The organism is Marinobacter lipolyticus, from assembly GCF_018424605.1.
Taxonomy (GTDB): domain Bacteria; phylum Pseudomonadota; class Gammaproteobacteria; order Pseudomonadales; family Oleiphilaceae; genus Marinobacter; species Marinobacter lipolyticus_B.
The window spans coordinates 453,330-476,474 of the sequence record NZ_QTKT01000003.1; the positions used below are offsets into that span (position 1 = coordinate 453,330).

17 protein-coding genes and 1 riboswitch are annotated in these 23,145 nt (G+C 62.2%); of the genes, 11 read left to right on the plus strand and 6 right to left on the minus strand.

The annotated features are described in order from the left end of the window. Positions 1–110: 110 nt before the first annotated feature. Positions 111–1,280, minus strand: coding sequence for an acyl-CoA dehydrogenase (locus tag DYI22_RS06760; RefSeq protein ID WP_213477270.1), 1,170 nt, complete (start codon positions 1,278–1,280; stop codon positions 111–113). Positions 1,281–1,331: 51 nt separating this feature from the next. Next, positions 1,332–2,537 carry a 3-oxoadipyl-CoA thiolase gene (locus tag DYI22_RS06765; protein ID WP_213477271.1) on the minus strand — a complete coding sequence of 402 codons (1,206 nt, stop codon included), beginning with the start codon at positions 2,535–2,537 and terminating at the stop codon, positions 1,332–1,334. A gap of 198 nt (positions 2,538–2,735) precedes the next feature. Here DYI22_RS06765 and DYI22_RS06770 point away from each other — a divergent pair, with 198 nt between their 5' ends. Next, a complete protein-coding gene (locus DYI22_RS06770) occupies positions 2,736–4,088 on the plus strand; it encodes a hypothetical protein (protein ID WP_213477272.1) in 1,353 nt (450 codons plus the stop codon). A gap of 26 nt (positions 4,089–4,114) precedes the next feature. Here DYI22_RS06770 and DYI22_RS06775 read toward each other — a convergent pair whose 3' ends face one another. After that, positions 4,115–5,044: a 2-hydroxyacid dehydrogenase gene (locus tag DYI22_RS06775; RefSeq protein WP_213477273.1), complete on the minus strand. Its 930-nt coding sequence runs from the start codon at positions 5,042–5,044 to the stop codon at positions 4,115–4,117. A gap of 293 nt (positions 5,045–5,337) precedes the next feature. Here DYI22_RS06775 and DYI22_RS06780 point away from each other — a divergent pair, with 293 nt between their 5' ends. The 6 genes from DYI22_RS06780 to DYI22_RS06805 all read left to right on the plus strand — a co-directional run bounded on the left by DYI22_RS06780 (position 5,338) and on the right by DYI22_RS06805 (position 14,733). After that, the gene (locus tag DYI22_RS06780) at positions 5,338–6,162 is read left to right on the plus strand and encodes an IclR family transcriptional regulator (RefSeq protein WP_213477274.1); all 825 of its coding nucleotides are present in this window, start codon (positions 5,338–5,340) and stop codon (positions 6,160–6,162) included. A gap of 291 nt (positions 6,163–6,453) precedes the next feature. Then, positions 6,454–8,547 (plus strand): 3-hydroxyacyl-CoA dehydrogenase NAD-binding domain-containing protein, encoded by a 2,094-nt coding sequence (locus DYI22_RS06785; protein WP_213477275.1) that lies wholly within the window; start codon positions 6,454–6,456, stop codon positions 8,545–8,547. A gap of 264 nt (positions 8,548–8,811) precedes the next feature. After that, the gene (locus DYI22_RS06790; protein WP_213477276.1) at positions 8,812–9,996 is read left to right on the plus strand and encodes an acetyl-CoA C-acyltransferase; all 1,185 of its coding nucleotides are present in this window, start codon (positions 8,812–8,814) and stop codon (positions 9,994–9,996) included. Positions 9,997–10,170: 174 nt separating this feature from the next. After that, positions 10,171–11,973, plus strand: coding sequence for an acyl-CoA dehydrogenase (locus DYI22_RS06795; RefSeq protein WP_213477277.1), 1,803 nt, complete (start codon positions 10,171–10,173; stop codon positions 11,971–11,973). A 197-nt stretch (positions 11,974–12,170) separates the two neighbouring features. Continuing rightward, positions 12,171–13,277: a zinc-binding dehydrogenase gene (locus DYI22_RS06800; RefSeq protein ID WP_213477278.1), complete on the plus strand. Its 1,107-nt coding sequence runs from the start codon at positions 12,171–12,173 to the stop codon at positions 13,275–13,277. A gap of 40 nt (positions 13,278–13,317) precedes the next feature. Then, entirely contained in the window at positions 13,318–14,733 is a 1,416-nt protein-coding gene (locus DYI22_RS06805; RefSeq protein ID WP_213477279.1) for an aldehyde dehydrogenase family protein, read from the plus strand. Between the two features lie 238 nt (positions 14,734–14,971). Here DYI22_RS06805 and DYI22_RS06810 read toward each other — a convergent pair whose 3' ends face one another. Continuing rightward, the gene (locus DYI22_RS06810; RefSeq protein ID WP_323132884.1) at positions 14,972–15,550 is read right to left on the minus strand and encodes a QsdR family transcriptional regulator; all 579 of its coding nucleotides are present in this window, start codon (positions 15,548–15,550) and stop codon (positions 14,972–14,974) included. Positions 15,551–15,605: 55 nt separating this feature from the next. Between DYI22_RS06810 and DYI22_RS06815 the strand changes: the two genes are divergently transcribed. The 4 genes from DYI22_RS06815 to msrB all read left to right on the plus strand — a co-directional run bounded on the left by DYI22_RS06815 (position 15,606) and on the right by msrB (position 20,167). Beyond that, on the plus strand, positions 15,606–16,586 hold the full coding sequence (locus tag DYI22_RS06815; protein WP_213477280.1) for an NAD(P)H-dependent flavin oxidoreductase: 981 nt from the start codon (positions 15,606–15,608) through the stop codon (positions 16,584–16,586). Between the two features lie 91 nt (positions 16,587–16,677). Next, positions 16,678–17,385 (plus strand): winged helix-turn-helix domain-containing protein, encoded by a 708-nt coding sequence (locus tag DYI22_RS06820; protein WP_213477281.1) that lies wholly within the window; start codon positions 16,678–16,680, stop codon positions 17,383–17,385. Between the two features lie 3 nt (positions 17,386–17,388). Then, entirely contained in the window at positions 17,389–18,876 is a 1,488-nt protein-coding gene (locus tag DYI22_RS06825; protein ID WP_213477282.1) for a sensor histidine kinase, read from the plus strand. Between the two features lie 109 nt (positions 18,877–18,985). Further along, positions 18,986–20,167: a peptide-methionine (R)-S-oxide reductase MsrB gene (gene msrB / locus DYI22_RS06830; protein WP_213477283.1), complete on the plus strand. Its 1,182-nt coding sequence runs from the start codon at positions 18,986–18,988 to the stop codon at positions 20,165–20,167. On the opposite strand, the gene DYI22_RS06835 is transcribed toward msrB, so the two are convergent. Together DYI22_RS06835 and DYI22_RS06840 are read right to left on the minus strand one after the other, a co-directional pair. Further along, on the minus strand, positions 20,156–20,869 hold the full coding sequence (locus tag DYI22_RS06835; RefSeq protein ID WP_213477284.1) for a 3'-5' exonuclease: 714 nt from the start codon (positions 20,867–20,869) through the stop codon (positions 20,156–20,158). The genes msrB and DYI22_RS06835 overlap by 12 nt on opposite strands. Further along, the gene (locus tag DYI22_RS06840; protein WP_213477285.1) at positions 20,862–22,736 is read right to left on the minus strand and encodes a putative nucleotidyltransferase substrate binding domain-containing protein; all 1,875 of its coding nucleotides are present in this window, start codon (positions 22,734–22,736) and stop codon (positions 20,862–20,864) included. The genes DYI22_RS06835 and DYI22_RS06840 overlap by 8 nt, the downstream gene beginning before the upstream one ends. A gap of 86 nt (positions 22,737–22,822) precedes the next feature. Next, a riboswitch (cobalamin riboswitch) is annotated at positions 22,823–23,045 on the plus strand. The last annotated feature ends 100 nt before the right edge of the window (positions 23,046–23,145 follow it).

The window sequence follows — 23,145 nt, forward strand, 5'->3', positions numbered from 1 at the left end:
CGCAAAGCCATAGCCTGTATCCAGCCCCGGAGCGTTCACCTGCTCCGGGGCTTTTGTTTGGGCATAAAAAAAGCAGAGCCGCAGCTCTGCTTTTCCGTCCGTCAGTGGACTCAGCTGAACGCCTGCAATCCCGTCTGGCCACGGCCCAGAATCAGGGCGTGAACATCGTGGGTGCCTTCGTAGGTATTCACCGCTTCCAGATTCATCACGTGGCGAATCACGTGGTATTCATCAGCGATACCGTTACCGCCGTGCATGTCGCGGGCGACCCGGGCAATGTCCAGGGCTTTGCCGCAGTTGTTGCGCTTCATCAGGGAGATGGCGTCGGTCGAGTAGTCGCCGGTGTCCATCATCCGCCCCAGCTGCAAGGCACCCTGCAGGCCGAGAGTGATCTCGGTCTGCATGTCTGCCAGCTTTTTCTGGATCAGCTGGTTAGCCGCCAGCGGCTTGCCGAACTGCTTGCGCTCGAGGGTGTAGTTGCGCGCCGCGTGCCAGCAGAACTCGGCGGCGCCCAGGGAGCCCCAGCTGATGCCGAAGCGCGCCTTGTTCAGGCAACTGAAGGGGCCTTTCAGCCCTTCAACGTCCAGCTTGTTGCCATCCGGTACGAAGACCTCGTCCATAAAGATTGAGCCGGTCTCGGAGGCCCGCAGCGAGAATTTCCCCTCAATCTTCGGGGTGTCCAGCCCCTTGGCACCTTCCCGTTCGATGACGAAACCGGTGATCTTGCCATCGAGCTTGGCCCAGACCACGCAGATGTCAGCAATCGGAGAGTTGGTGATCCAGGTCTTGGAGCCACTGAGCAGATAGCCGCCGTCGACTTTCTTGGCGCGGGTTTCCATGTTGCCCGGGTCCGAGCCGTGGTTGGGTTCGGTCAGGCCGAAGCAGCCGACCAGTTCGCCAGACGCCAGTTTCGGCAGGATGCGCTTTTTCAGGGCTTCCTGGCCGAAGGCGTGAATCGGATGAATCACCAGTGAGGACTGGACGCTCAGTGCCGAGCGGTAGGCGGAATCCACCCGCTCCACTTCCCGGGCAATCAGCCCGTAGCACACGTGGTTGAGGCCCGGGCCGCCGTATTCTTCCGGCAGTGTGGCGCCGAGCATGCCCAGCTCACCCATCTCGGTGAAGATCGAGCGATCAAACTTTTCATGTCGGTTTGCTTCGGTAATGCCGGGCATCAGACGCTGGTCACAGAAGGAACGGATGCTGTCCCGTACCTGACGCTCGGTTTCATCCAGTTGCTTGTCAAATTGCAGCAGGTCATCCCAGGGTGTGGAAGCCATGGTGTGTCTCCTCAGAATAATTACTCGGTTGCTCGTTCAATCGGATGCTTTTCAGTCGGTAAACCGTTCAATCACAGCGGCGATGCCCTGGCCCACGCCAATGCACATGCTGATCAATGCGTAACGCCCGCCGCTGCGCTCAAGCTGGCGTGTGGCGGTCAGTGCGATTCGTGCGCCGGAGGCTCCCAGCGGGTGGCCAACGGCAATGGCGCCGCCGTTGGGGTTCAGTCGGGAATCGGTGGGGTCAATGCCCAGTTTGGTGGTGCAGCCGAGCACCTGGGCGGCAAACGCCTCGTTGATCTCGATCACATCCATATCGTTGAGGCTCAGGCCCGCGCGGGCGAGGGCTTTCTCGCTGGCCGGTACCGGGCCGTAGCCCATCACCCGCGGTGCCACCCCGGCAATGGCCGCGGATACGATGCGGGCGCGGGGGCGGATGCCGGCCTTTTCGCCGGCCGCGCGGGAGCCAATGATCAGCGCGGCCGCCCCGTCGTTGATGCCGGACGCATTGCCGGCGGTCACCACGCCGCCCTCGAATAACGGGCGCAGGCCGGCCAGGGCTTCCACGGTGGACTGGGGACGCGGGTGCTCATCGGCACTGACGCTGAGCGGCGGCTTCTTGCGGCCCTGGGGGACGTCAATGGCGAGAATTTCGTCTTCATAGAAGCCGTCTTTCAGGGCGGCGTCGTAGCGGGCCTGGCTCTGGGCAGCGAAGGCGTCCACCGCATCGCGGCTCAGGTTCAGCTCCCGCGCAATGTTGTCGGCGGTTTCGGGCATGGTGTCTGCGCCGAAGGCACTTTCAATGCGCGGATTGGGGAAGCGCGCGCCGATGGTGCTGTCGAAGGCGCGGAAATCGCGGCTGAACGGGCTTTCGCTCTTGGCCATCACGAACGGTGCACGGCTCATGCTCTCGGCCCCGCCGGCGACAAACAGCTCGCCCTCGTCGCAACGGATGGCCCGTGCGGCATCAATGATCGCCGCCAGGCCGGAGCCACACAGCCGGTTGACGGTGAGGCCGCCGGTCTCAACCGGCAGGCCCGCCATCAGCCCGGCGTGACGGGCGAGGTTGCGGGCGTCTTCACCGGCCTGGTTGGTGCAGCCGGCAATTACATCCTCGTAGAGGTCGGGGGCAAAGGCATTGCGCTCCACCAGGGCCCGGATCACGCCGGCCAGCAGGTCATCCGGACGCACTTTCGCCAGTGCCCCGGCGTGTCGACCGAAGGGGGTTCTCAACCCGTCGTAAATGTATGCGCTCATGGCAGCTCCCGTTTCATCAGCAGACAAGCTCTATTGTGGTCCTCCCCTTATAACGAAGAAAGTTCCCGCACTTGTCTTGGCATTAATGTTGATATAGTTTCGTATAGCGGAATTAAGTTTTGTATATTGAGAGTGAAAGACTAATCCGGGTCTGTGTGAAATGCAACCGATACCATCATCGAGGGTCGTGAATCGTTTATGAGCCGTTTTCTGGTGCCTGTTGCCGTCCTTATGGAGCTGGTGGCGCTGTGTATTGACAGCCCAGGGCTGAGCGCGGCCTCCGGCGTGCTGTTCCTGCTGTATTTCCTGGCCATTCTGGGCCGGCTGCAGGCCTATGCCCGCTATCTGTTTCTGGTTTCCGTACTGCTGGTTGGTTATCTCGCGCTGGCGGGGGAGCTGGCAATGGACGGCCTGGAGCGCGCGGCGTCGAACGCGGCGTTCTACGCCAGTTTTCTGGGCAGCCTGGGCATGATGCAGTGCCTGGTGCGGCGGCTGGAAGTGCTGCAGCGCATCCACGATGTACTGCTGGGCGGCCGGCCTGCCCTGCTGTATCCCAAGTACGCGGTGGTCAGCTGCGGCATTGCCTCGGTACTCAGTTTCGGCGTTATGAACCTGCTCTGCGGCACGCTGGCGGACACCCTGCGGGAGCGGGGCATCACCGGCGAGTCACGGCTGCGCTGGCTGCGCAGTGTGCTGATCAGTACCTTGCGGGGTTTTGCGCTGGTACCGCTGGTGGCACCCACCAGCGTGGCCGTGGCCATCATCACCCGCGAAGTGCCGGCACTGAGCTGGTCGGGGCTGTTGCCCTACGGCATCGCCAGTGCGGTGGTGCTGGTAATGGTGGGCTGGTTTCTGGAGCACAAGCGCTTCCGGCTGGTCAGTACCGAACGGCAGTTGCTGGAACACTGGCCGGCGGGCAGTGGCCGGCTGGCGCTGCTGGTGGGGGTTATTTTCATGGCGATGGGATTACTGGTGCAGTTTGCCGACCTGAGGGTGTCGGTGGCGGCGATGCTGACCGTGCCGGTGGTGACCTTCCTTTATATGGGGTGGCACGACCGCTCGGTGGCCGGCGCCGCGGGGGAGGCGGTGGACAACCTGCTGGGAATGCGCAATGAAATGTCGATCTTCGCGGGTTCCGCCGCTCTCGGGGTGGCGCTGGTGGCGGTGATCCCGGCCGATGCCCTGGCGGGGCTGGCCTCGGGAGAGCTGGGGGTGTTTCTGCTGGCGGCTTGCGGTCTGCTGATGATGCCCATGCTTTCGGCCGTTGGCATTATTCCCATCACCGTACTGAGTGTGCAGGCGGGGCTGATGCCCCAACTGGTGGCCGAAGGCGTGAACCCGCTGCCGATTGCCGTGGCGCTGGTGATCGGCTTCTCCCTGGCGATGATGCTGTCGCCGTTCGGGCCGGCGGTGATGCTGCTGTCGCGGTTCGGGAAGGTGTCGCGCTGGGTGGTGGCGTTTGGCTGGAACGGCTTGTTCGTGCTGTTGTCGGTGCCGTTGTTACTGCTGTTGCTGTGGGGGCTGTTCGTGCTGCCGCCGGCCATCGGGTGAACCCGGGGCCGGCGATGATTGGGCTGTCAGTAGCCGCGCGCGGTATCCACGATGCCGGTGATGGGTTCACCATTATGATGGGCACGGATCTTTGCGGTGATCTGCGCCAGCGTGGCATCCCGCAGGGTGCGTGCGGAAATGTGCGGGGTAATGGCGATCTCCGGGCGCTGCCAGAACGGGTGGTCGGCGGGTAAGGGCTCCTGGCGGAACACATCCAGGGACGCCCGTGCCACCTGGCCCTCATCGATGGCCCGCAGCAAGTCCTCTTCCACCAGGTGCTCGCCACGGCCCACGTTAATCACCACAGCGCCGGGCATCAGCTGGCTGAACAGCCGGTAGTCCAGAATGTCGCGGGTTTCAGCGGTCAGCGGCAGGGTGTTGACCAAAACCCGCGTGGCACCCAGAAAGCCGTGCAGGGAATCGGTGCCGGCATAAGTGGTCACCTGGTCCAGACTGTGCTCACTGCGGGCCCAGCCATTCACGCGATAATCCAGATCGGCGAGGGTGCGAGCCACCCGTTTGCCAATGTGGCCAAGGCCCAGAACCCCCACCGGCCATTCGCTGCGCTTGATGGGGCGATGAATTTTCCAGACGTTTTGCCGTTGCTGCTCGCGGTAGGTTTCCATGCCGCGGCTGGCTTCCAGCAGCTGGTGCAGCACGTATTCCGCCATCTGCACCGACATGCCCGCATCTTCCAGGCGCACCACCGGCAGGTGCGGGGGCAGATTGGGCACCGCCAGCAAGCCGTCGATCCCGGCGCCGAGATTGAACACCGCTTTCAGCCGGGTTTCGCGCTCGAACAGCGCCGCCGGCGGCTGCCAGACAATTGCATAGTCGGCGTCCACCGCCGGGCCGTTGGCGTCCCACACGTGAACCTCCGCTTCCGGCAGCAGCTCCCGGATGGGCACCGTCCAGCGCTCGGGTTTGGGGTCTCCGGCTACAAACAGGATCTTCATGCAATCTCCCGGGATCGTCAGGTGGATAAAAATTCTCTATAATGTTTCGCTTTGCAGAATAATATACCGAATATGGTTCGTAAACCCGGGTATGAGTATCGCAAAACCGGCTCAGTCGTGAAACATAAAGGAAGAGTGTTCCAGGTTTGGCATGAGTTTTGACTCTTTTCAGTACACTGTGTGGTACTTGATATCTGCAGCTATTAAAATAGCGCAACTTTTCTTATATCTGGCCAGGTTCCCGGCACTGCGGGCTTAGCGGATCAGGCAATGCTGTTGGAGGATGCCCCACGATGTCAAAAGCACAAATCCCTTCCCCGGAACTGTTGGCCGCGTCCGGCGACGGTGAGCCGGTCAAGCCGGAGAAAGACCGCAAGTTTGTCGAAGCGCTGTCCCGCGGTCTCGACGTGCTGCGCGCCTTCAGTCAGGGCTCGGTGATTCTGGGCAACCAGGACATTGCCCGCCTGACCGGCCTGCCGAAGCCCACCGTGTCGCGCATGACCTACACCCTCACCAAGCTGGGTTACCTCAGTTACAACCCGCAGCTGGAGAAGTACCAGCTCAGCTCGGGTGTGCTGGCACTGGGTTACGCCTACGTGTCCAATCTCAAGGTGCGCCAGCTGGCCAAGCCCTACATGGACGAGTTCGCCCGCCAGACCAACATGTCCGTTGGCCTGACCTGCCGCGACCGCCTGCACATGATCTACGTGGAGAACCGGCTGCCGCCGGAAGCTTCCCTGCTGCGTATGGACATTGGCCTGAAACTGCCCATGTCCACCACCTCTGCGGGCCGTGCCTATTACTGCGCAATCTCTGATAAGGGCCGCAAGGTGATCGATGACGCCATGGAAGCGAAGTATGGCGACGCCTGGCCCGAGAAGCAGGCCGGGCTTGAGCGCGCCATGGAAGACTACAAACAGTACGGCTTCTGCCTGTCCATCGGCGAGTGGGACCGCAACATCAACTCCGCGGGCGTGCCCATTCATCTGCAGGACGGCACCATCATGGCACTGACCTGCGCGGCACCCTCCTATCTGGTGCCGGCTGAAAAGCTGCGTGAGTCCATTGCTCACCAGTTGGCAATGCTGGCCAGCGATATAGAGTCGCTCGGCGTGTAAGCCTATCGTCTATCTGAGCATGCCTGGGGCCGGGTGGGGATCGCCCTCCGGAACCGTGCGGAGCCATGGATGGCGGAGCCGAGCGTACAGGGACGTATTCACAGCGTGTTTCGGAGGGCGATCCCCACCCGGACCTCCCCCGAGCTGAACAGACAAAAACCTCAAGATTCGTCTTGGGGTTTTTTTGTGCCTGCACTTTAATTGATGGTTGAAACCTGCCAAAAACTTCTATTAAATCGTTCCTATGTTTCGCTTGTTAAAACTACATTCCATATAAGGCGAGGAAGAATTATGTCTGAGGTCGTAACTTACAACCGGGAAGGCTCCATTGGCGTGATCACCGTGAACTACCCACCGGTGAATGCCCTCAGCCACGGGGTACGTTCCGGCCTGGTGGCGGCGCTGGAGCAGGGCCAAAAAGACGCGGACGCCAAGGTGCTGCTGCTGGTGTGCGAAGGTCGCACCTTTATTGCCGGTGCCGATATTCGCGAATTCGGCAAACCCATGCAGGAGCCGGGGCTGGCCGCGGTGATTGACCAGTACGAGAACAGCGACAAACCCATTGTGGCGGCCATCCACGGCACCGCACTGGGTGGCGGACTGGAGACCGCGCTGGGCTGCCATTACCGGGTGGCCCTGAGCAGCGCCAAGGTTGGTCTGCCGGAAGTCAAGCTGGGGCTCTTGCCCGGCGCAGGTGGTACCCAGCGTCTGCCGCGCCTGACCGGTGCCCAGAAAGCGCTGGAAATGATCACCACCGGTGATTTCGTATCCGCCAAAGACGCCCTCGGATTGGGCATTGTGGATGCGGTGGAAGACGGCAGCGACATTAAGGCAGTTGGTCTGGCATACGCGCAGAAAGTCGCCGACGACAACAAGCCGGTCCGCCGTGTGCGGGATCTGACCGACAAGATCGACGCCGACAAAGGCAGCGATGTGTTCGACCAGTTCCGTGCCGGCCTGCAGAAAAAAGCCCGCGGCCTGTTCTCGCCCTTCAAGTGCGTGGATGCGGTGGAAGCCGCCTTCAACCTGCCGTTTGACGACGGCATGAAGCGTGAGCGTGAATTGTTTATGGAGTGCATGGAGTCACCCCAGCGGGGCGGGCTGATTCATTCCTTCTTCGCCGAGCGTGAGGTGTCCAAGGTCAAGGGTCTGGCCAAGGACACTCCGGTGCGCGAGATCAACAAGGTTGGCGTGATCGGCGCCGGTACCATGGGCGGCGGCATTGCCATGAACTTCGCCAATGCGGGGATTCCGGTCACCATCGCCGAGGTCAAGCAGGAAGCCCTCGACAAGGGCCTGGCGGTGATCCGCCGTAACTACGAGAACACGGCGAAGAAAGGCCGTATCACCCAGGCGCAGGTGGAAGAGCGCATGAGCCTGATCAGCGGCACCCTGACCTACGACGATTTCAGCGATGTTGACCTGGTGATCGAGGCGGTGTTCGAGAGCATGGATCTGAAGAAAACCATCTTCGGCCAGCTGGACAAGGCCTGTAAGCCGGGTGCGATTCTGGCGTCCAACACCTCGACCCTTAGCATTGACGACATTGCCGCGGCCACCAGCCGCCCGCAGGATGTGATCGGCCTGCACTTCTTCAGCCCGGCCAACGTGATGAAGCTGCTGGAGATCGTGCGCGGCGAGAAAACCTCGGACGAGGTGAAGGCCACCGCCATGGCGCTGGCGAAGAAGATCCGCAAGGTGGGTGTGATGGTCGGCAACTGCTACGGCTTTGTCGGCAACCGCATGCTGCACAAGCGGGGTGCCGAGGCCATGGCACTGGTCAATGAAGGCGCCAGCCCGCAGCAGGTGGACAAGGTGCTGACGGATCTGGGCTTCCCCATGGGTCAGTTTGCCATGTCGGATCTGGCGGGCATCGATATCGGTTACAGCATCCGCAAGGAGCGCCGTAAGGCAGGTGAAGATGTACCTGCAAGCTGGATGGACAAACTGGCGGAGCAGGGGCGTCTGGGGCAAAAGACGCAGGCCGGTGTATACAAGTACGAAGAGGGCAACCGCAAGCCCATTCCCGACCCGCAGGTGGATCAGATCATCGCCGAGTTCCGAGCCGAGCAGGGTATTACGTCGCGGGAGATTACCGATCAGGAGATTCTGGAGCGGTGTATGTACGTGATGATCAATGAGGGCGCGAAGATTCTTGAAGAGGGCATCGCTGACCGGGCACTGGATATCGACATTACCTGGATCTACGGCTATGGCTTCCCGGCGTACCGCGGTGGGCCGATGTTCTGGGCCGACCAGGTTGGTCTGGACACCATCTTGGCTTCGGTAAAGAACTTCCAGGACACCGTTGGGGGTGAGCAGTGGAAGCCGGCCGGGCTGCTGGAGAAGCTGGTGGCTGAAGGGCGCCAGTTCGGGGATCTCTGATTGCTGAGCCTTGGGGCTGGTCCCGGGGCTGGGTGTCTTTTCTTCTGGGAAAAATAACTCGCTGCGCTCAGACATCTTTTTCCCGGCAGAAAAGACACCCAGCCCCGTGACCGACCGTACTGTGGAGGTTTGATCCCTTCGGTCCTGTAGGTCGGATTAGGCGAAGCCGTAATCCGACAATACTGTCGAAACGCTCTCCCTGGTGTCGGAATACGGCTTTGCCTGATCCGACCTACCTGTACACCGATTTTGAAGGACACTGTTATGTCTGATGCCGTTATTGTTTCCACTGCCCGTACCGGCCTGGGTAAATCCTACCGGGGCGCGTTGAATAACACTCACTCCGTGGACCTTGCCGGTCACGTGATCCAGCACGCCGTGCAGCGGGCCGGGATCGATCCGGCCATCGTCGAAGACGTGATTCTCGGTGCCACCTTCCACGAGGGCGCTCAGGGCAAAAACGTCGCTCGCCTGGCGGCGATTCGCGCGGGTTTGCCGGTGACGACTGCTGGCCTGTCGATCAACCGCTTTTGCAGTTCCGGTCTTCAGTCCATCGCCATTGCCGCCCAGCGGGTGGTGTCTGAGAAGGTGCCGGCGATGGTAGCCGGGGGTGTCGAGTCCATTTCCCTGGTGCAGAACGACAAGCTCAACAGCTTCCACGCCACCAACGACTGGCTGATGAAAAACAAGCCGGAGCTGTACCTGGCGATGATTGAAACCGCCGATATTGTGGCTCAGCGTTATGGCGTCAGTCGTGAGTCCCAGGACGAGTACGCGCTGATCTCCCAGCAGCGCACGGCGGCGGCCCAGGAAGCCGGCAAGTTCGACGATGAAATCGTGCCGTTTGACGCCACCATGATGGTGAAAGACAAGGAAAGCGGTGAGGTCAGCCACAAAGACGTGACCCTCACCCGCGACGAGTGCAACCGCCCGAACACCACGCTAGAGGGCCTGCAGGGGCTGAATCCGGTGCGCGGGGACAACCAGTTCGTGACCGCGGGCAATGCCTCCCAGCTGTCGGACGGGGCTTCGGTGTGTACGGTGATGAACAGCACCTACGCCGAGAAGCACAACATCGAACCCATGGGTATTTTCCGTGGCTTTGCGGTCGCCGGTTGCGAGCCGGATGAAATGGGCATCGGCCCGGTGTTCGCCATTCCACGCCTGCTCGAGCGCACTGGTCTGACGATGGATGACATCGACCTGTGGGAGCTGAACGAGGCCTTTGCATCCCAGGTAGTCTACTGCCGTGATCGTCTGGGTATACCCATGGAAAAACTGAACGTCAACGGCGGCTCCATCGCCGTGGGCCACCCCTACGGTGTGACCGGTTCACGCCTGACAGGACATGCCCTGATTGAAGGCAAACGCCGGGGGGCGAAGTATGTTGTGGTGACTATGTGCATCGGCGGCGGCCAAGGCGCGGCTGGCCTGTTTGAAGTAGTTTAATTCAGATTTAACGGCGCAGTCAGGCCGGTCATGGGGTGGGGGTGCCTTTTCTGACGGGACAAAGGTGTCTGAGCGAAGCGAGTTCTTTTCCCATAAGAAAAGGCACCCCCACCTCAGGACCAGACTCCACCCCAGCAGGCTACCGTGTTCTTTCATGCCAAGAGTAATGAGGCCATGCAACAGAAAATCATCAACCTTCAGGACCTTGCGTTCCAACTCTTTGAGTTGCACGAAGTTGAGCAGGTACTGAACTACGAGCGCTACTCCGAGCACAACCGTGAAACCCTGCAGGCGGCGCTGGATCTGGCACTGAAGGTAGCGGCGGAAGAATTCGCCCTCCACGCGCGCCTGGTTGATGAAGAAGAACCCCGGTTCGAGAACGGTCGGGTAACGATGCGCCCGGAGGTGAAAAAGGCTCTGGACGTGTTGCGCGACACCGGCTTGATGGCCGCCGGTCAGGATTTTGAGCGTGGCGGCATGCAGTTGCCCGCTGCCGTGGCCCAGATGTGTGTGGGCATGCTCAAGGGCGCGAATGTGGGCACTCAGGGGTACGCCGGGCTGACCATTGCGGCGGCGAACCTGATCATGGCCCAGGGCAATGACCAGCAGCAGAAAACCTACGCCGAACCGATGATGGCGGGGCGGTTTTTCGGCACCATGTGCCTGACCGAGCCCCACGCCGGGTCGTCTCTGGGGGACCTGCGCACCCGCGCAGAACCGCAGGACGATGGCAGCTACCGGCTGTTCGGCAACAAGATCTACATTTCCGGCGGCGACCACGAGCTGAGCGAGAACATCATCCACATGGTACTCGCCCGCTTGCCGGATGCCCCGCCGGGGGTGAAAGGCATCTCGCTGTTTATCGTGCCCAAGGTGCTGGTCAATGAGGACGGCAGCCTGGGTGAGCGCAACGACGTGGCGCTGGCGGGCCTGATCCACAAGATGGGCTACCGCGGCACCACCTCCACCATGCTCAACTTTGGCGAGCAAGACGGCGCCGTGGGGTATCTGGTGGGTGAGGCCAATAACGGCCTGGCCGCCATGTTCCACATGATGAACGAAGCCCGCATCGGCGTTGGCCTGGGCTCGGTGATGCTGGGCTACACCGGCTACCAGCACGCGCTGGAGTACGCCCGTGAGCGCAGGCAGGGCCGACCGGTGGGCGAAAAAGACCCGAACTCTCCGCAGGTGCCGCTGATTCGCCACGCCGACATCCGCCGCATGCTGCTGACCCAGAAAGCTTACGTGGAAGGCGGCCTGGCCCTGTGCCTGCAGGGGGCGATGCTGGTGGACGAGAAAAAGCACGCAGCTACCGACAGCGAACGCCAACTGGCGGCGGGCCTGCTGGATCTGCTCACCCCGATCATCAAATCCTGGCCCTCACAGTTCTGTCTTGAAGCCAATAGCCTAGCCATTCAGGTACACGGCGGCTATGGCTACACCCGGGAATACCCGGTGGAACAGTTCTACCGCGACAACCGCCTCAACCCGATCCACGAAGGCACCCATGGCATACAGGGCCTCGACTTGCTGGGTCGCAAAGTGTCCATGTCCGATGGCAAGTTCTTCCGGGCACTGATGGACCGTATCGAAGCCACCATTGCCGAGGCCCGCCGCAATGAGCGACTGGCCTCCTGCGCCGACCAACTGGACCGGGCGGTGCAAGCCATGACGAAAGCGACGGCGGCCATCAACGCAGAAAAAGCCAGCGGCAACGTGGAAAAGGCCCTCGCCAACGCTTCCCTGTATCTGGAAGCCTTCGGCCACACCGTCGTCGGTTGGCTGTGGTTGCGCCAGGCTATCAAGGCCATTGCCGGTCTGAACGGGCAAGGTGAGCAGACAGCGGAATTCTACGAGGGTAAGGTGAAAGCCTGTGGCTATTTCGCTCGCTATGAGTTACCGAAGGTGATCAGTCTGGCGGAGTTGCTGGGGGCAGTGGACGCCACAGCGTTGGCCATGAAAGATTCAGAGTTTTGAGGGAGGTTTATTGTCGGATTACGCCTGCGGCTAATCCGACAGGTTTCGAAGTTGTCAGACCGGTCACGGGGTGGGGTACCTTTTCTGGCGGGAAAAAGATGTCTGAGCGCAGCGAGTTATTTTTCCCATAAGAAAAGGTACCCCACCCCGTGACCAGCCCCTAGTCCCCAAACAAGAACACCAAGGAGCCAAACAGAATGGACAGAAAAGCAAAGGCAGTCGTCTGCCGCGAATGGGGCCAACCCGTTCAGGTGGAGACCATCACCGTACAAGGCCCCAAACGGGACGAAATCACCATCAAGATCGGCGCCTGCGGCGTCTGCCACAGCGACCACTCCGCCACCACCGGCAAGATTCCCTATCCGGCACCGCTGGTGCTCGGCCACGAAGCCGCCGGTGTGGTGGTGGAAGTGGGCGAGGGTGTCACTGCCTTCAAGGAAGGCGACCACGTGGTCAGCTCCTTTATCTCCATGTGCGGCAAATGCCGCCAGTGCGTGCGCGGGCGCCCGGTACTCTGTGAGAATGCCCGTAAAGCCATGTTTACCCTGCCCGATGGCACCGTCCGAACCAAAGGTGCGGAGGGCGAAGACCTCAACGTGTTCGGCGCCTGCGGCGTGATGGCCGAATACGCCACCATGCACGTGGACAACTGCGTCAAAGTGGACGATACCGTTCCCATGCAGAACGCGGCCCTGGTGGGCTGCGCGGTGATGACCGGTGTCGGTGCCGTGTTCAACACCGCGAAGGTGGAACCGGGTTCCCGCACCGCCGTGTTCGGCATTGGCGGCGTGGGTCTGAACGCCATTCAGGGCTGCGTCACCGCCGGGTCGGAAATGATCGTGGCGGTGGACAACAACGAGGGCAAACTGCAAATGGCGCGGGACTTTGGCGCCACCCACACCGTCAACATCAGTGAAGTGGACGACGCCGCCAAAGCCGTCAAGAAACTCACCGGCGGCGTGGATTACGCCTTCGAATGCGTCGGGGCCGGCGCCGTCGTGGAGCAGGCCTACAAATGTCTGGGCCGCGGCGGCACCGCTGTCGTGGTGGGCGTCTCCGACCCGAAAGACAAAACCTCGATCACCACCCTGACCCTGCCCGCGGACGAGCGCGTACTCAAAGGCAGCTGGCTGGGGTCCGCCCGTCCACAATACGATTTCCCGCGTATTCTGGGGTTGTACAAGGCAGGCAAACTCAAACTCGACGAACTGGTCACCCGCACCTACGCCATCGAAGACGCCCCGCAGGCGTTCGAAGACATGCTGGCTGGCAAGAACGCCCGCGGCGTGATTGTGTTTGATTAAACGGCGACTGACGGTACCCGACAGACAAAGGAGTGACGACATGAACAACCTGAGCAAAAACTACATCAACGGCCAGTGGGTTGACTGGAACGGCGACACCATCGACGTGCACGAAGCCGGTACCGGTGAGGTCATCGCCAAAGTGCCCGCCTCCGACCGAGAGGCAATGGAGCAGGCCATTGCCGCCGCCGACGCGGCCTTCGAGAGCTGGTCAGAAAGCACGCTGGATCAGCGCATCAAGGTTCTGGAGCAGCTGCACGCCGGGCTGAAAGAGCGCGCTGGCGAGATCGCCGAAACCGTGTGCCGGGAAGTGGGCATGCCTATCAAACTGGCTACCGGCATCCAGGCGGGCCTGCCGGCGACGGTAACCAAGACCTACCTGAAGATGCTGCCGGACTTTCCCTTCACCGAGCAGTGTGGCAACTCCGAGGTGCAGTACGCGCCGGTGGGCGTGGTGGGCTGCATCACGCCGTGGAACTACCCGCTGCATCAGGTGATCCTGAAAATCGTGCCGGCCATCGCCGCCGGTTGTACCGTGGTGCTGAAACCTGCGGAAATTGCCCCCCAGAGCGCCTACATCCTGGCGGAGATCCTCGACGGCACCGACCTGCCCAAGGGGGTGTTCAACCTGGTGTGCGGCGAAGGCCAGACCGTGGGCGACACCCTGATCAAGCACCCGGCTGTGCGCATGGTGTCCTTCACCGGCTCCACCCGCACCGGCAACCTGATCGCCCACGCCGCCGCGGACGATTTCAAGCGAATCGCGCTGGAGATGGGCGGCAAATCCGCCTCGGTGATCCTGCCGGACGCCGACCTGGCGGCGGCGGTCAAAGGCACCATCAACAACTGCCTGCTCAACTCCGGCCAGACCTGCACTGCGCTCACCCGCATGCTGGTACCGGCGGACAAGCACGACGAAGCCTGCGAGCTGGCGGCTGCCGCCGTGGCCAAGATGACCCCGGGCAACCCGCTGGAGGAAACCACCCGCCTCGGGCCGCTGGCCTCGGCGCAGCAGCGCGACAAGGTGATCGATTACATCAAACTGGGCATTGAAGAAGGCCACACCCTGGTCGCCGGCGGCCCGGAAGCCCCGGAAGGCTGTGACAAGGGCTATTTCGTGAAGGCAACCGTGTTCGGCAACGTCAAACCGGGCAGTCGTCTTGAGCAGGAAGAAATCTTCGGCCCGGTGCTTTGTGTGGTTCCCTACCAGGACGAAGCCGACGCCATCCGCATCGCCAATGGCACCCAATACGGTCTGTCCGGCGCGGTGTGGTCAGCAGACGCCGAAAAGGCGAAGAAGGTTGCCAGCAAATTTCGCACTGGCCAGGTGTTCGTCAACGGCGGTGACTTCAACCCCATGGCGCCGTTCGGCGGCTTCGGCCACTCCGGCATCGGCCGCGAATTCGGCAAATGGGGGCTGGAGGAGTTTCTGGAGGTGCGGTCTCTGCAGTTGTGATGGGCCGATAGCTGGGTGTCGGATTACGCTTCGCTAATCCGACCTACGGTGAGATGGACAATGTAGGTCGGATTAGGCGGCAGCCGTAATCCGACAGCGTCACTCGGAAGCCCGGTCGGTCACGGGGTGGGGGTACCTTTTCTGTCGGGAAAAAGATGTCTGAGCGCAGCGAGTTATTTTTCCCAGAAGAAAAGGTGCCCCCGCCGCGGGATCAGCCCCCCAGGCTTGGGATTCCGGTTCAGGCCTTGCCGCCAAGCAGAATCCGCACAGCGGTGCAGGCATCTTCCAGTTCTTCTTCCCGGGGCTCGCGGCCGTTGATGACGTCACTGTACAGGCAGGATTCGGCCAGCCGCACCATGAAGTAAGACAGGCTTTCGATGCGCATCGGCGGGCTGATGTGGCCCTGGGCCACCTGGTCTTTCAGGGTTCGGGTGTTGGCCTCAACCGTTCGGCTGTGAATGGTGGACTGGGACGACGTCAGAATCTTCAGGGCGTATTCGGGATCCTGGTGGATGAACCGCCGCAGAGGTTCGGAGTGCAGCAAGGTGGAATTGATGTGGCGGTAGACCCCGACGACAAAGTCGACGCCTTGCCCGGGTGTTTGGCTTAACGCTTCCAGCCGCAGGGGCTCGTAGAGTGACCAGAGCACTTCGCCCAGCAGCAGCTCCTTGTTACCAACCCAGCGGAACAGCGTTGCCCGCCCGATGTTCAGCTCCGCAGACAGCGAAGCGAGGTGTATACGTTCGCCCTTGAGCCACATCCTGCGGGCCTTGCGAAACGCATCGGCCGGTGTGGCTCTTGTTGTTTTTTCAGTCACTGCAACCTCGTTTTGGAAACTCATTTCATTCTAACGACAAAACAGGAAACCCGCTATGAAGACCCGAATCACCGAACTGTTCGGCATCCGCCACCCCATTATCCAGGGCGGCATGCACCATGTGGGCTATGCCGAGCTGGCGGCGGCCGTCTCCAACGCGGGCGGGCTGGGGATCATTACCGGGCTGACACAGCCTACCCCGGAAGACCTGGCCAGGGAAATTGCCCGCTGCCGCGAGATGACCGATCAGCCCTTCGGCGTGAATCTGACCTTTCTGCCGTCGTTCCAGGCGCCGCCGTACCCGGAATACATTCAGGCGATCATCGAGGGCGGCGTGACCGCGGTGGAAACCGCCGGCCGCAGCCCCGAGCAGTACATGCCGCAGCTCAAGGCTGCCAGCATCAAGGTGATTCACAAGTGCACGTCGGTGCGCCACGCGCTCAAGGCAGAGAAGATCGGCTGTGATGCGGTGAGTGTGGACGGCTTCGAGTGCGGCGGCCATCCAGGGGAAGATGACATTCCCAATTTCATCCTGCTGCCCCGCGCCGCGGAGGAGCTGACGATCCCGTTCGTGGCGTCCGGCGGCATGGCCGACGGTCGCAGCCTGGTGGCGGCGATGGCGCTGGGCGCCGAGGGCATGAACATGGGCACGCGCTTTCTGGCCACCACCGATGCGCCGATCCACGACAACGTCAAACAGGCCATTGTCGAGGCCGATGAGCTGCAGACCCGGCTGATCATGCGCAATCTGCGCAACACCGAGCGGGTGATGAAGAACGCCGCGGTGGACGAGATCATCCGCATTGAGCGCGAGAAGGGGGAGACCGAAACCATTGACGATATCCGCCACCTGGTGACCGGTGCTAAAGGCCGGCTGGTGCTGCAGGAAGGCAAGATGGATGAAGCCGCCTGGAGCTGCGGCATGGTGGCGGGGCTGATCCACGATATCCCCAGCTGCGAGGAGCTGATCGGACGCATTATGGACGACGCCGATAACCTGATCCGTCAGCGCCTGCTGGGCAGCCTCGGCGGCTGACCGCCACGCCGTGCCGGCAGGCGTGACACAATTGTGAAGATTACCTTGTACACTCAGGGGCATAACGTTGATTCCGCGGAGTCCGCCGCCGATGACAAGGCATGTTCTGATTATTGAAGACAACCCCGGCATCGGGGAACTGGTTCGTATGCAGGTGCAGGATCTGGGCATGCGCGCCACGCTGATGGATCGGGGTGACACCGGTCTGGCCCGGTTCCGTGAGGGCGGCATTGATCTGGTGGTGCTTGATCTGATGCTGCCCGGACTGGACGGGCTGGCGGTGTGCCGGGAGATTCGGGCCGGGGCGGATTACGTGCCGGTGCTGATGCTGACCGCCAAGGGCACCGAGTTGGACCGGGTGCTGGGCCTGGAAATGGGCGCCGACGACTACCTCACCAAGCCGTTCAGCGTGGCGGAGCTGGCCGCGCGCATCAAAGCGCTGTTTCGCCGCATTGACGCCATGGCCGCCCGGCCGGACGCCAGCAGCCAGCCAGCCAACGACGAAATTGCCGTGGACGGGCTGCGCATCGACCCGGTGCGCCGCCGGGTGCATGTCCATGAGCGGGAGGCTGACCTGACCGCGCGGGAATTCGACCTGTTGTGGCATTTCGCCCGCCATCCCGGCCGGGTATTCAGCCGCGCCCAGCTGCTGGATGCGGTCTGGGGCTACAACCACGAAGGTTATGAGCACACCGTAAACACCCACATCAACCGCCTGCGCAACAAGGTGGAGCAGGACCCGGCCCATCCGGTTTTTATCCAGACCGTGTGGGGCGTTGGTTACCGTTTTTTGGACTGAGCCATGGCCCGATTTCCGGCGAAAACCCTGTACGCCCGCCTTGCCCTGGGGCTGTTCCTGCTGCTGGTTACGGTGGGTATCAGCTATTCCTTTCTCAGCAGCTATACCCTGCGGCACTACCACGCCTCGCTTAATCAGGAGTTCAACCGCGACCTGGCCCGCAACCTGGTGGCCGACCGCAATCTGGTGGACGAGGGGCGGCTGGATGAAGACGCCCTGCGGGAACTGTTCAGCCTGTACATGACCATCAATCCCAGCATCGAGATCTACCTGCTGGACCTGACCGGCCACATCCTCGCCTATTCCGCCGACCCGTCGAAGATCAAACGCAAGCGGGTGTCGCTGGCACCGATCCATACCCTGCTGGCGGACATGGAGGAATACCCGGTGCTGGGTGACGACCCCCGCAGCCACGATCGCCGCAAGGTGTTCTCCGTTACCCCGGTGCCCTCGGCCGAGACGCCCGAAGGGTACCTGTACGTGGTGTTGCGCGGTGAAGAATACGATCTGGTGGAGACCATGGCGCGCAGTGACCAGTTCATCGCCATGGGCGCCTGGGCGCTGGTGATCAGCCTGGTGCTGGGCCTGGTGGCCGGCCTTGCGGTGTTCCATCTGCTGACCCGTCGGCTGGCGCGGCTGACCCGCCGGGTCGAGGCCTTTGCCGACAGCGATATGACCGAAGTGCCGGCCGCGACCGCAGCGGCGTCGCCGACCCCGGCGCGGGATGAGATTGATCACCTGGCCCTGCGTTTCGAGCAGATGGCCACTCGCATTGCCGCCCAGCTGGAGCAACTGCGTGACAAGGACGCCGAGCGCCGGCAACTGGTGGCGCGGGTGTCTCACGATCTGCGTACGCCGCTGGCGTCGGTGCAGGGCTATATCGAGGCGCTGGAACTGAAACACGACAGCCTGAGCGCCGGCGAGCGGCAGGCGTTCCTCGGCGTTGCGCGCCGGGAAAGCCACCGTCTGGGCCGTCTGGTGGATGAGCTGTTCGAGCTGGCGGCGCTGGATGCGCGGGAAACCACCCCGGCACCGGAACCGTTTGTACTGGCCGAACTGGTTCACGACGTTGCCCTCAAGCACGGCCCTGCCGCCGCCCGCCGGGGCGTGCAACTGGTGGTCAGCGGCCAGCCGCCGGCCGCCATGGCCTACGGCGATCTGGCCATGACCGAGCGGGTGCTGGACAACCTGATCGGCAACGCTATTGCCTTCAGCCCGGAAGGCTCCCGGATCTCCCTGGTGATGTCAGGGGATGAGCGGTTTCTGGAGGTGGCGGTGCAGGATCAGGGGCCGGGCATCCCCGAGCAGGACCTGCCCCATATCTTCGAGCCCTTCTACCGTGGCAGCGCCGGGGAATCCTCCGGCCACAGCGGCCTGGGGCTGGCCATTGCCGAACGGATGATGACGTTGCAGGGCGGATCAGTGCATGCCGAGAACTGCCCGCCCGCGGGCGCCTGCTTTACCCTGCGCCTGCCGGTGGCCGAGGTCTGAACCGGCAGGTGATCGGGTCGGCGTTATCAATTCGTAAACATTGTGAGACGCCGGCGTGATTCTGCGGTCACACAATCAAGGCTGGTATCCCATGAACGGAGACAGAGCTATGAAACGCACATTGACCTACGGATTGCTTGCTCTGGTGGTCGCCCTTGCCGGGGCGGGTGTCAGTGCCACGGATCGCGAGCAGGCCGAATCCGCCCATGCGCCGGATGATCCGGGGCTGGCGGTAGCCACCTTCGCCGGCGGCTGCTTCTGGTGTGTTGAAGAATCCTACGAAGAAAAGGTGCCGGGGGTTGTCGAGGCGGTGTCCGGCTACAGCGGCGGCGAGGAAGCGAACCCGACCTACCAGCAGGTTGCCGGTGGCCGCACGGGCCACACCGAGGCGGTTCAGGTGTATTACGATCCCGAGGTGATCACCTATGAGGGGCTGCTGCAGGCCCTGTGGCGCACCGCCAATCCGACTGACGTCGACGGCCAATACGTGGACCGGGGCCAGCAGTACCGGCCGGCCATTTTCTACCACAACGACGAACAGAAACGGGCAGCGGAAGCCTCGGTGCAGGCGCTGGAAGCGTCCGGCCGCTATGACAAGCCGGTCGCCATCGAGATTGTGCCCTTCGAGAGTTTCTACGAAGCTGAAGACTACCATCAGGATTACTACGAGAAGAATCCGGTCCGGTACAACTTCTACACCTTCAATTCCGGCCGCTACCAGTTCATCGAAGAGGTCTGGGGTGACGATCAGGAGGTGGATTACGCCCGCTACGCCCCTGAGAAGGACGCCGAGGACGCGATGGCCGCCGATCCGGCGTCGTTCGTGAAGCCTGATGACCAGGCGCTGAAGCAAATGCTGACCGCCGAGCAGTACCGGGTAACCCAGAAAGACGGGACGGAAACCCCCTTCGACAACGAGTACTGGGACGAGAAGCGCCCGGGGCTGTACGTGGATGTGGTGTCCGGAGAGCCGTTGTTCTCCTCCCGCGACAAGTACAAGTCCGGTTCCGGCTGGCCCAGCTTCACCCGCCCGATTTCGGACGACGCGGTGGTGGAGAAGCAAGACCGTTCGCTGTTCATGACCCGCACCGAGATTCGCAGCGCCATCGCCGATTCCCACCTCGGCCATGTGTTTGATGACGGCCCCGCGCCCACCGGGCTGCGCTACTGCATGAACTCCGCCGCCCTGCGGTTCATTCCGCTGGAGCAGATGGAGGACGCCGGTTACGGCCGCTACATCAGTGAAGTCAAAGGTGGCAGTGAGGCCCCGGTGGCTGCGTCACAGCCATAGGTCCCTGACGGCCGTGGCGGGGCTGAAGTGGTGGAGAATCTGCGCCTGCAGTAACTCCGCCGTGGCAATGGCGTCAATCAGCGCGTTGTGGGCGGCGTAGTGGGGCAGCCCATAGCGCAAGCGGCTGTCGGGCAGGCGGATCGACACTGGCTTCTTGCCCCGCAGCCGCTGCCAGCGGCCGGGATTGCGATCGGGGTGCAGGTAGGCCTCGATCGCCATGGTATCGATCACTGGAAAGCGTAAACCCTCCCCCAACCGCCATTGCATCGCCACGTCAAAAAACGGCCGCTCGATGCTGCGGTAGTGCACCACCACGATTCGCCCGGCCATCGCGGCCAGCACGTCATCCAGAATGTCGTTCAGATCCGGCGCCTGGTCGATGTCGGTGTGGGTGATGCCGTGAATGGTGATGGAGGTCTGGTGCAGCGGCAAGGGTGGCCGCACCACCCAGTGCCGGCCCTCGCCCAGCTGGATGCCATCGAGGGAAAACGGCACCAGCCCAACGCTGACAATGGAGTGCCGGTCCGGGTCCAGGCCGGTGGTTTCAAAATCCAGCGCCACCATGGGCGTATCGGCAATGGCCGTGTCAGGGTGGACGCAGCCGGCCCGGTAATAGCCCTGTAGGCGGCTGTCGCGGGCGCTGGCGGCCAGTTTGTGAAATTCCTCATGCCAGTCCCGGTTTGTGGTGGGAAACTCAGACATGCCGGCTGACCTGGGCGGTGTAGCGGAACTTCAGGAATTTCTGGGCGTTGCTGACCACCTGGAAGGCGTCTTTCAGGTGGCTGCGTTCGAAGGGTGACAGGTCTTGCGGGCGCACGTTGTTGTCCGGCTCGCGCCCGGCTTCAATGGCCAACGCCTGATGGCGGATGCGCACGATAGAGATGAACTCCAGCGCATCCCGCAGGTTGCCCACGCCGTCTTCGGGAATCAGTTTGGTCTCGCCAATGGCCTTGAGGCGATCGAAGGAATTCTGCGCACGGGAGCCGCAGGCCAGCGCGTGCACCCGGATCAGATCCGACAGCGGGGCGGTGCCCCGGCGTTTGAGGTTGAAGGTCTTGTTGTGCTTGCCGTCCTCTTCCATCACGAAAGTACGGAAAAAGCCCAGCGGCGGGGTGCGATTCAGCGCGTTGCGGGCCAGCAGCGCGAGGAAACGCTGACTGTCGCTGGCCTGTTCCGCCACCAGGGTTTTCAGCTGTTCGGCAAAGTCGTTCTCGCCGTAGATGCCGTCGAGATCGAAAAAGATGTTGCTGTTGAGCAGGGCTTCCGCCCGCGGGTTCTGGATCCAGTCGGTGAAATACTGCTTCCACACCTTCAGCGGCTGCCGCCATTTTTCATTGGTGGCCATGATGTCGCCGGTGCAGTAGGTGTAACCGCAGGCATCCAGGCCATCGCTGACGAACCTGGCCAGCGCCAGGAAGTAGGCGTCGTGCTCTTCCGCCACGAAGCGGTCGTCCAGGATCAGCGCGTTGTCCTGGTCGGTCACCACCAGTTGCTCGTCCCGCGCCATGGAGCCCAGTGCCATGAAACAGTAGGGCACCGGCGGTGGCCCCAGTTTCTCCTCACCCAGGGCCAGCAGGCGCTGGGTGAAGCTGCGGCCGATCCCGGCCATGGCGCTGCCGATCATGTGGGAGTTGGCGTCTTCGTTGACCATGCGCACGAAACTGTCGCGCACATCGCGGCTGATTTTCTTCAGGCCCTTGATGTCGTTCTGGCGGTAGATGTTGCCCACCAGATACAGGCTGCTCTGGCTTTCATACTTGACGATGTCGGCAAGGGCGATCACCCCCCGCACCTCGCCGTTGTCCATCACCGGCAGGTGGTGCACGTTGTTGTGCAGCATGGTGAGCATGGCTTCGAAAATGAAGCTCTGCGCCTTGGTGGTGATCAGCCCCTCGCTCATGATCTCGCTGACCGGCGTTTCCGAGGGTAGCGCCTCGGTCACCGCGCGGGTGCGCAGGTCGCGGTCGGTGATGATGCCTTTCAGCTTTGGCCGGTCGCCTTCCTCGTCCATCAGCAGCAGCGCCGACACTCCCTGCTCGGTCATGATCCGCGCCGCTTCCTGCAGGCGTACGGTGCAGGGGGCGGCCACCGGCGGCCGGGAAATCAGCCGGGTTACCCGCGAGGTCATCAGTTCGTTGGATTTCTCCCGCCGGGATAGGGCCGAGCGCAGCCGGCTGCGGTCCTCGATTTCCACGAAATCCGCGAACGTCTCGTCGTTTTCCCACAGGTGCTGGAAGATCTGATCGGGAATGCGGTAGACCAGGCAGTCTTCGATGGCCTTGGCCGGAAAGCGCACGGTCTTGCCCATCAGCAGACCGAACTGGCCGAAAATTTCGCCTTCGGCGATGCGGTTGTACAACTCGCCAGAGCGGCGGTAGATCTCCACCGCGCCGCTGCGGATGTAGAACAACCAGTTGTTACGCTGGCCGAATTCCAGTATCTCGGTGCCGGCGCGGAAGTAGGCGATCTCAATGCTGGCCACCACTTTGTCGAGCATCTCCTCCGGCAGCTCGTCAAACGGCGCGTGCTGTGCCAGATGATTGCGAATATCGATCAGTTCTGCCTGCATGAAATCTCCCTGAAAGGCCGGCGGGGGTGGCGTTCTCTGGGGCAATATAGCAGTTTTCATTGACCACTTTCCCGCCTGTTGCTAGCCTTGCCCCACTTTTTTCAGGTGTCCGTCGCAAAGCGCGACGGGTGAAACGGGAAATCGGTGCGTTCGGCCTCAGGCCTGAGCCAATCCGATGCTGCCCCCGCAACGGTAAGCAAGTTAACGGCAATCAGATGCGCCACTGTGCCAAGGCATGGGAAGGTGATTGCCCGGGAGAATTCACTCCGCTTGCAAGCCCGGAGACCGGCCTGGAAAAACACCCGGAGTTGCGGTGGGCGGCTCAGGTGGGCGACTCCCTGCGCTGTTCCGGCTCACCCGTTTGCCTGCCTGTCATTCCCCGTCCGCGACCATAATAAACAACCTCGTG

What these genes read in the sequence shown, in the direction of transcription:
- DYI22_RS06800 (WP_213477278.1), top strand. Translation starts at nt 12,171, where the DNA reads ATGGACAGAAAAGCAAAGGCAGTCGTCTGCCGCGAATGGGGCCAACCC.
- DYI22_RS06840 (WP_213477285.1), bottom strand. Translation starts at nt 22,736, where the DNA reads ATGCAGGCAGAACTGATCGATATTCGCAATCATCTGGCACAGCACGCG.
- DYI22_RS06820 (WP_213477281.1), top strand. Translation starts at nt 16,678, where the DNA reads ATGACAAGGCATGTTCTGATTATTGAAGACAACCCCGGCATCGGGGAA.
- DYI22_RS06815 (WP_213477280.1), top strand. Translation starts at nt 15,606, where the DNA reads ATGAAGACCCGAATCACCGAACTGTTCGGCATCCGCCACCCCATTATC.
- DYI22_RS06770 (WP_213477272.1), top strand. Translation starts at nt 2,736, where the DNA reads ATGAGCCGTTTTCTGGTGCCTGTTGCCGTCCTTATGGAGCTGGTGGCG.
- DYI22_RS06775 (WP_213477273.1), bottom strand. Translation starts at nt 5,044, where the DNA reads ATGAAGATCCTGTTTGTAGCCGGAGACCCCAAACCCGAGCGCTGGACG.
- DYI22_RS06795 (WP_213477277.1), top strand. Translation starts at nt 10,171, where the DNA reads ATGCAACAGAAAATCATCAACCTTCAGGACCTTGCGTTCCAACTCTTT.
- DYI22_RS06785 (WP_213477275.1), top strand. Translation starts at nt 6,454, where the DNA reads ATGTCTGAGGTCGTAACTTACAACCGGGAAGGCTCCATTGGCGTGATC.
- DYI22_RS06760 (WP_213477270.1), bottom strand. Translation starts at nt 1,280, where the DNA reads ATGGCTTCCACACCCTGGGATGACCTGCTGCAATTTGACAAGCAACTG.
- DYI22_RS06825 (WP_213477282.1), top strand. Translation starts at nt 17,389, where the DNA reads ATGGCCCGATTTCCGGCGAAAACCCTGTACGCCCGCCTTGCCCTGGGG.
- msrB (WP_213477283.1), top strand. Translation starts at nt 18,986, where the DNA reads ATGAAACGCACATTGACCTACGGATTGCTTGCTCTGGTGGTCGCCCTT.
- DYI22_RS06790 (WP_213477276.1), top strand. Translation starts at nt 8,812, where the DNA reads ATGTCTGATGCCGTTATTGTTTCCACTGCCCGTACCGGCCTGGGTAAA.
- DYI22_RS06835 (WP_213477284.1), bottom strand. Translation starts at nt 20,869, where the DNA reads ATGTCTGAGTTTCCCACCACAAACCGGGACTGGCATGAGGAATTTCAC.
- DYI22_RS06765 (WP_213477271.1), bottom strand. Translation starts at nt 2,537, where the DNA reads ATGAGCGCATACATTTACGACGGGTTGAGAACCCCCTTCGGTCGACAC.
- DYI22_RS06805 (WP_213477279.1), top strand. Translation starts at nt 13,318, where the DNA reads ATGAACAACCTGAGCAAAAACTACATCAACGGCCAGTGGGTTGACTGG.
- DYI22_RS06780 (WP_213477274.1), top strand. Translation starts at nt 5,338, where the DNA reads ATGTCAAAAGCACAAATCCCTTCCCCGGAACTGTTGGCCGCGTCCGGC.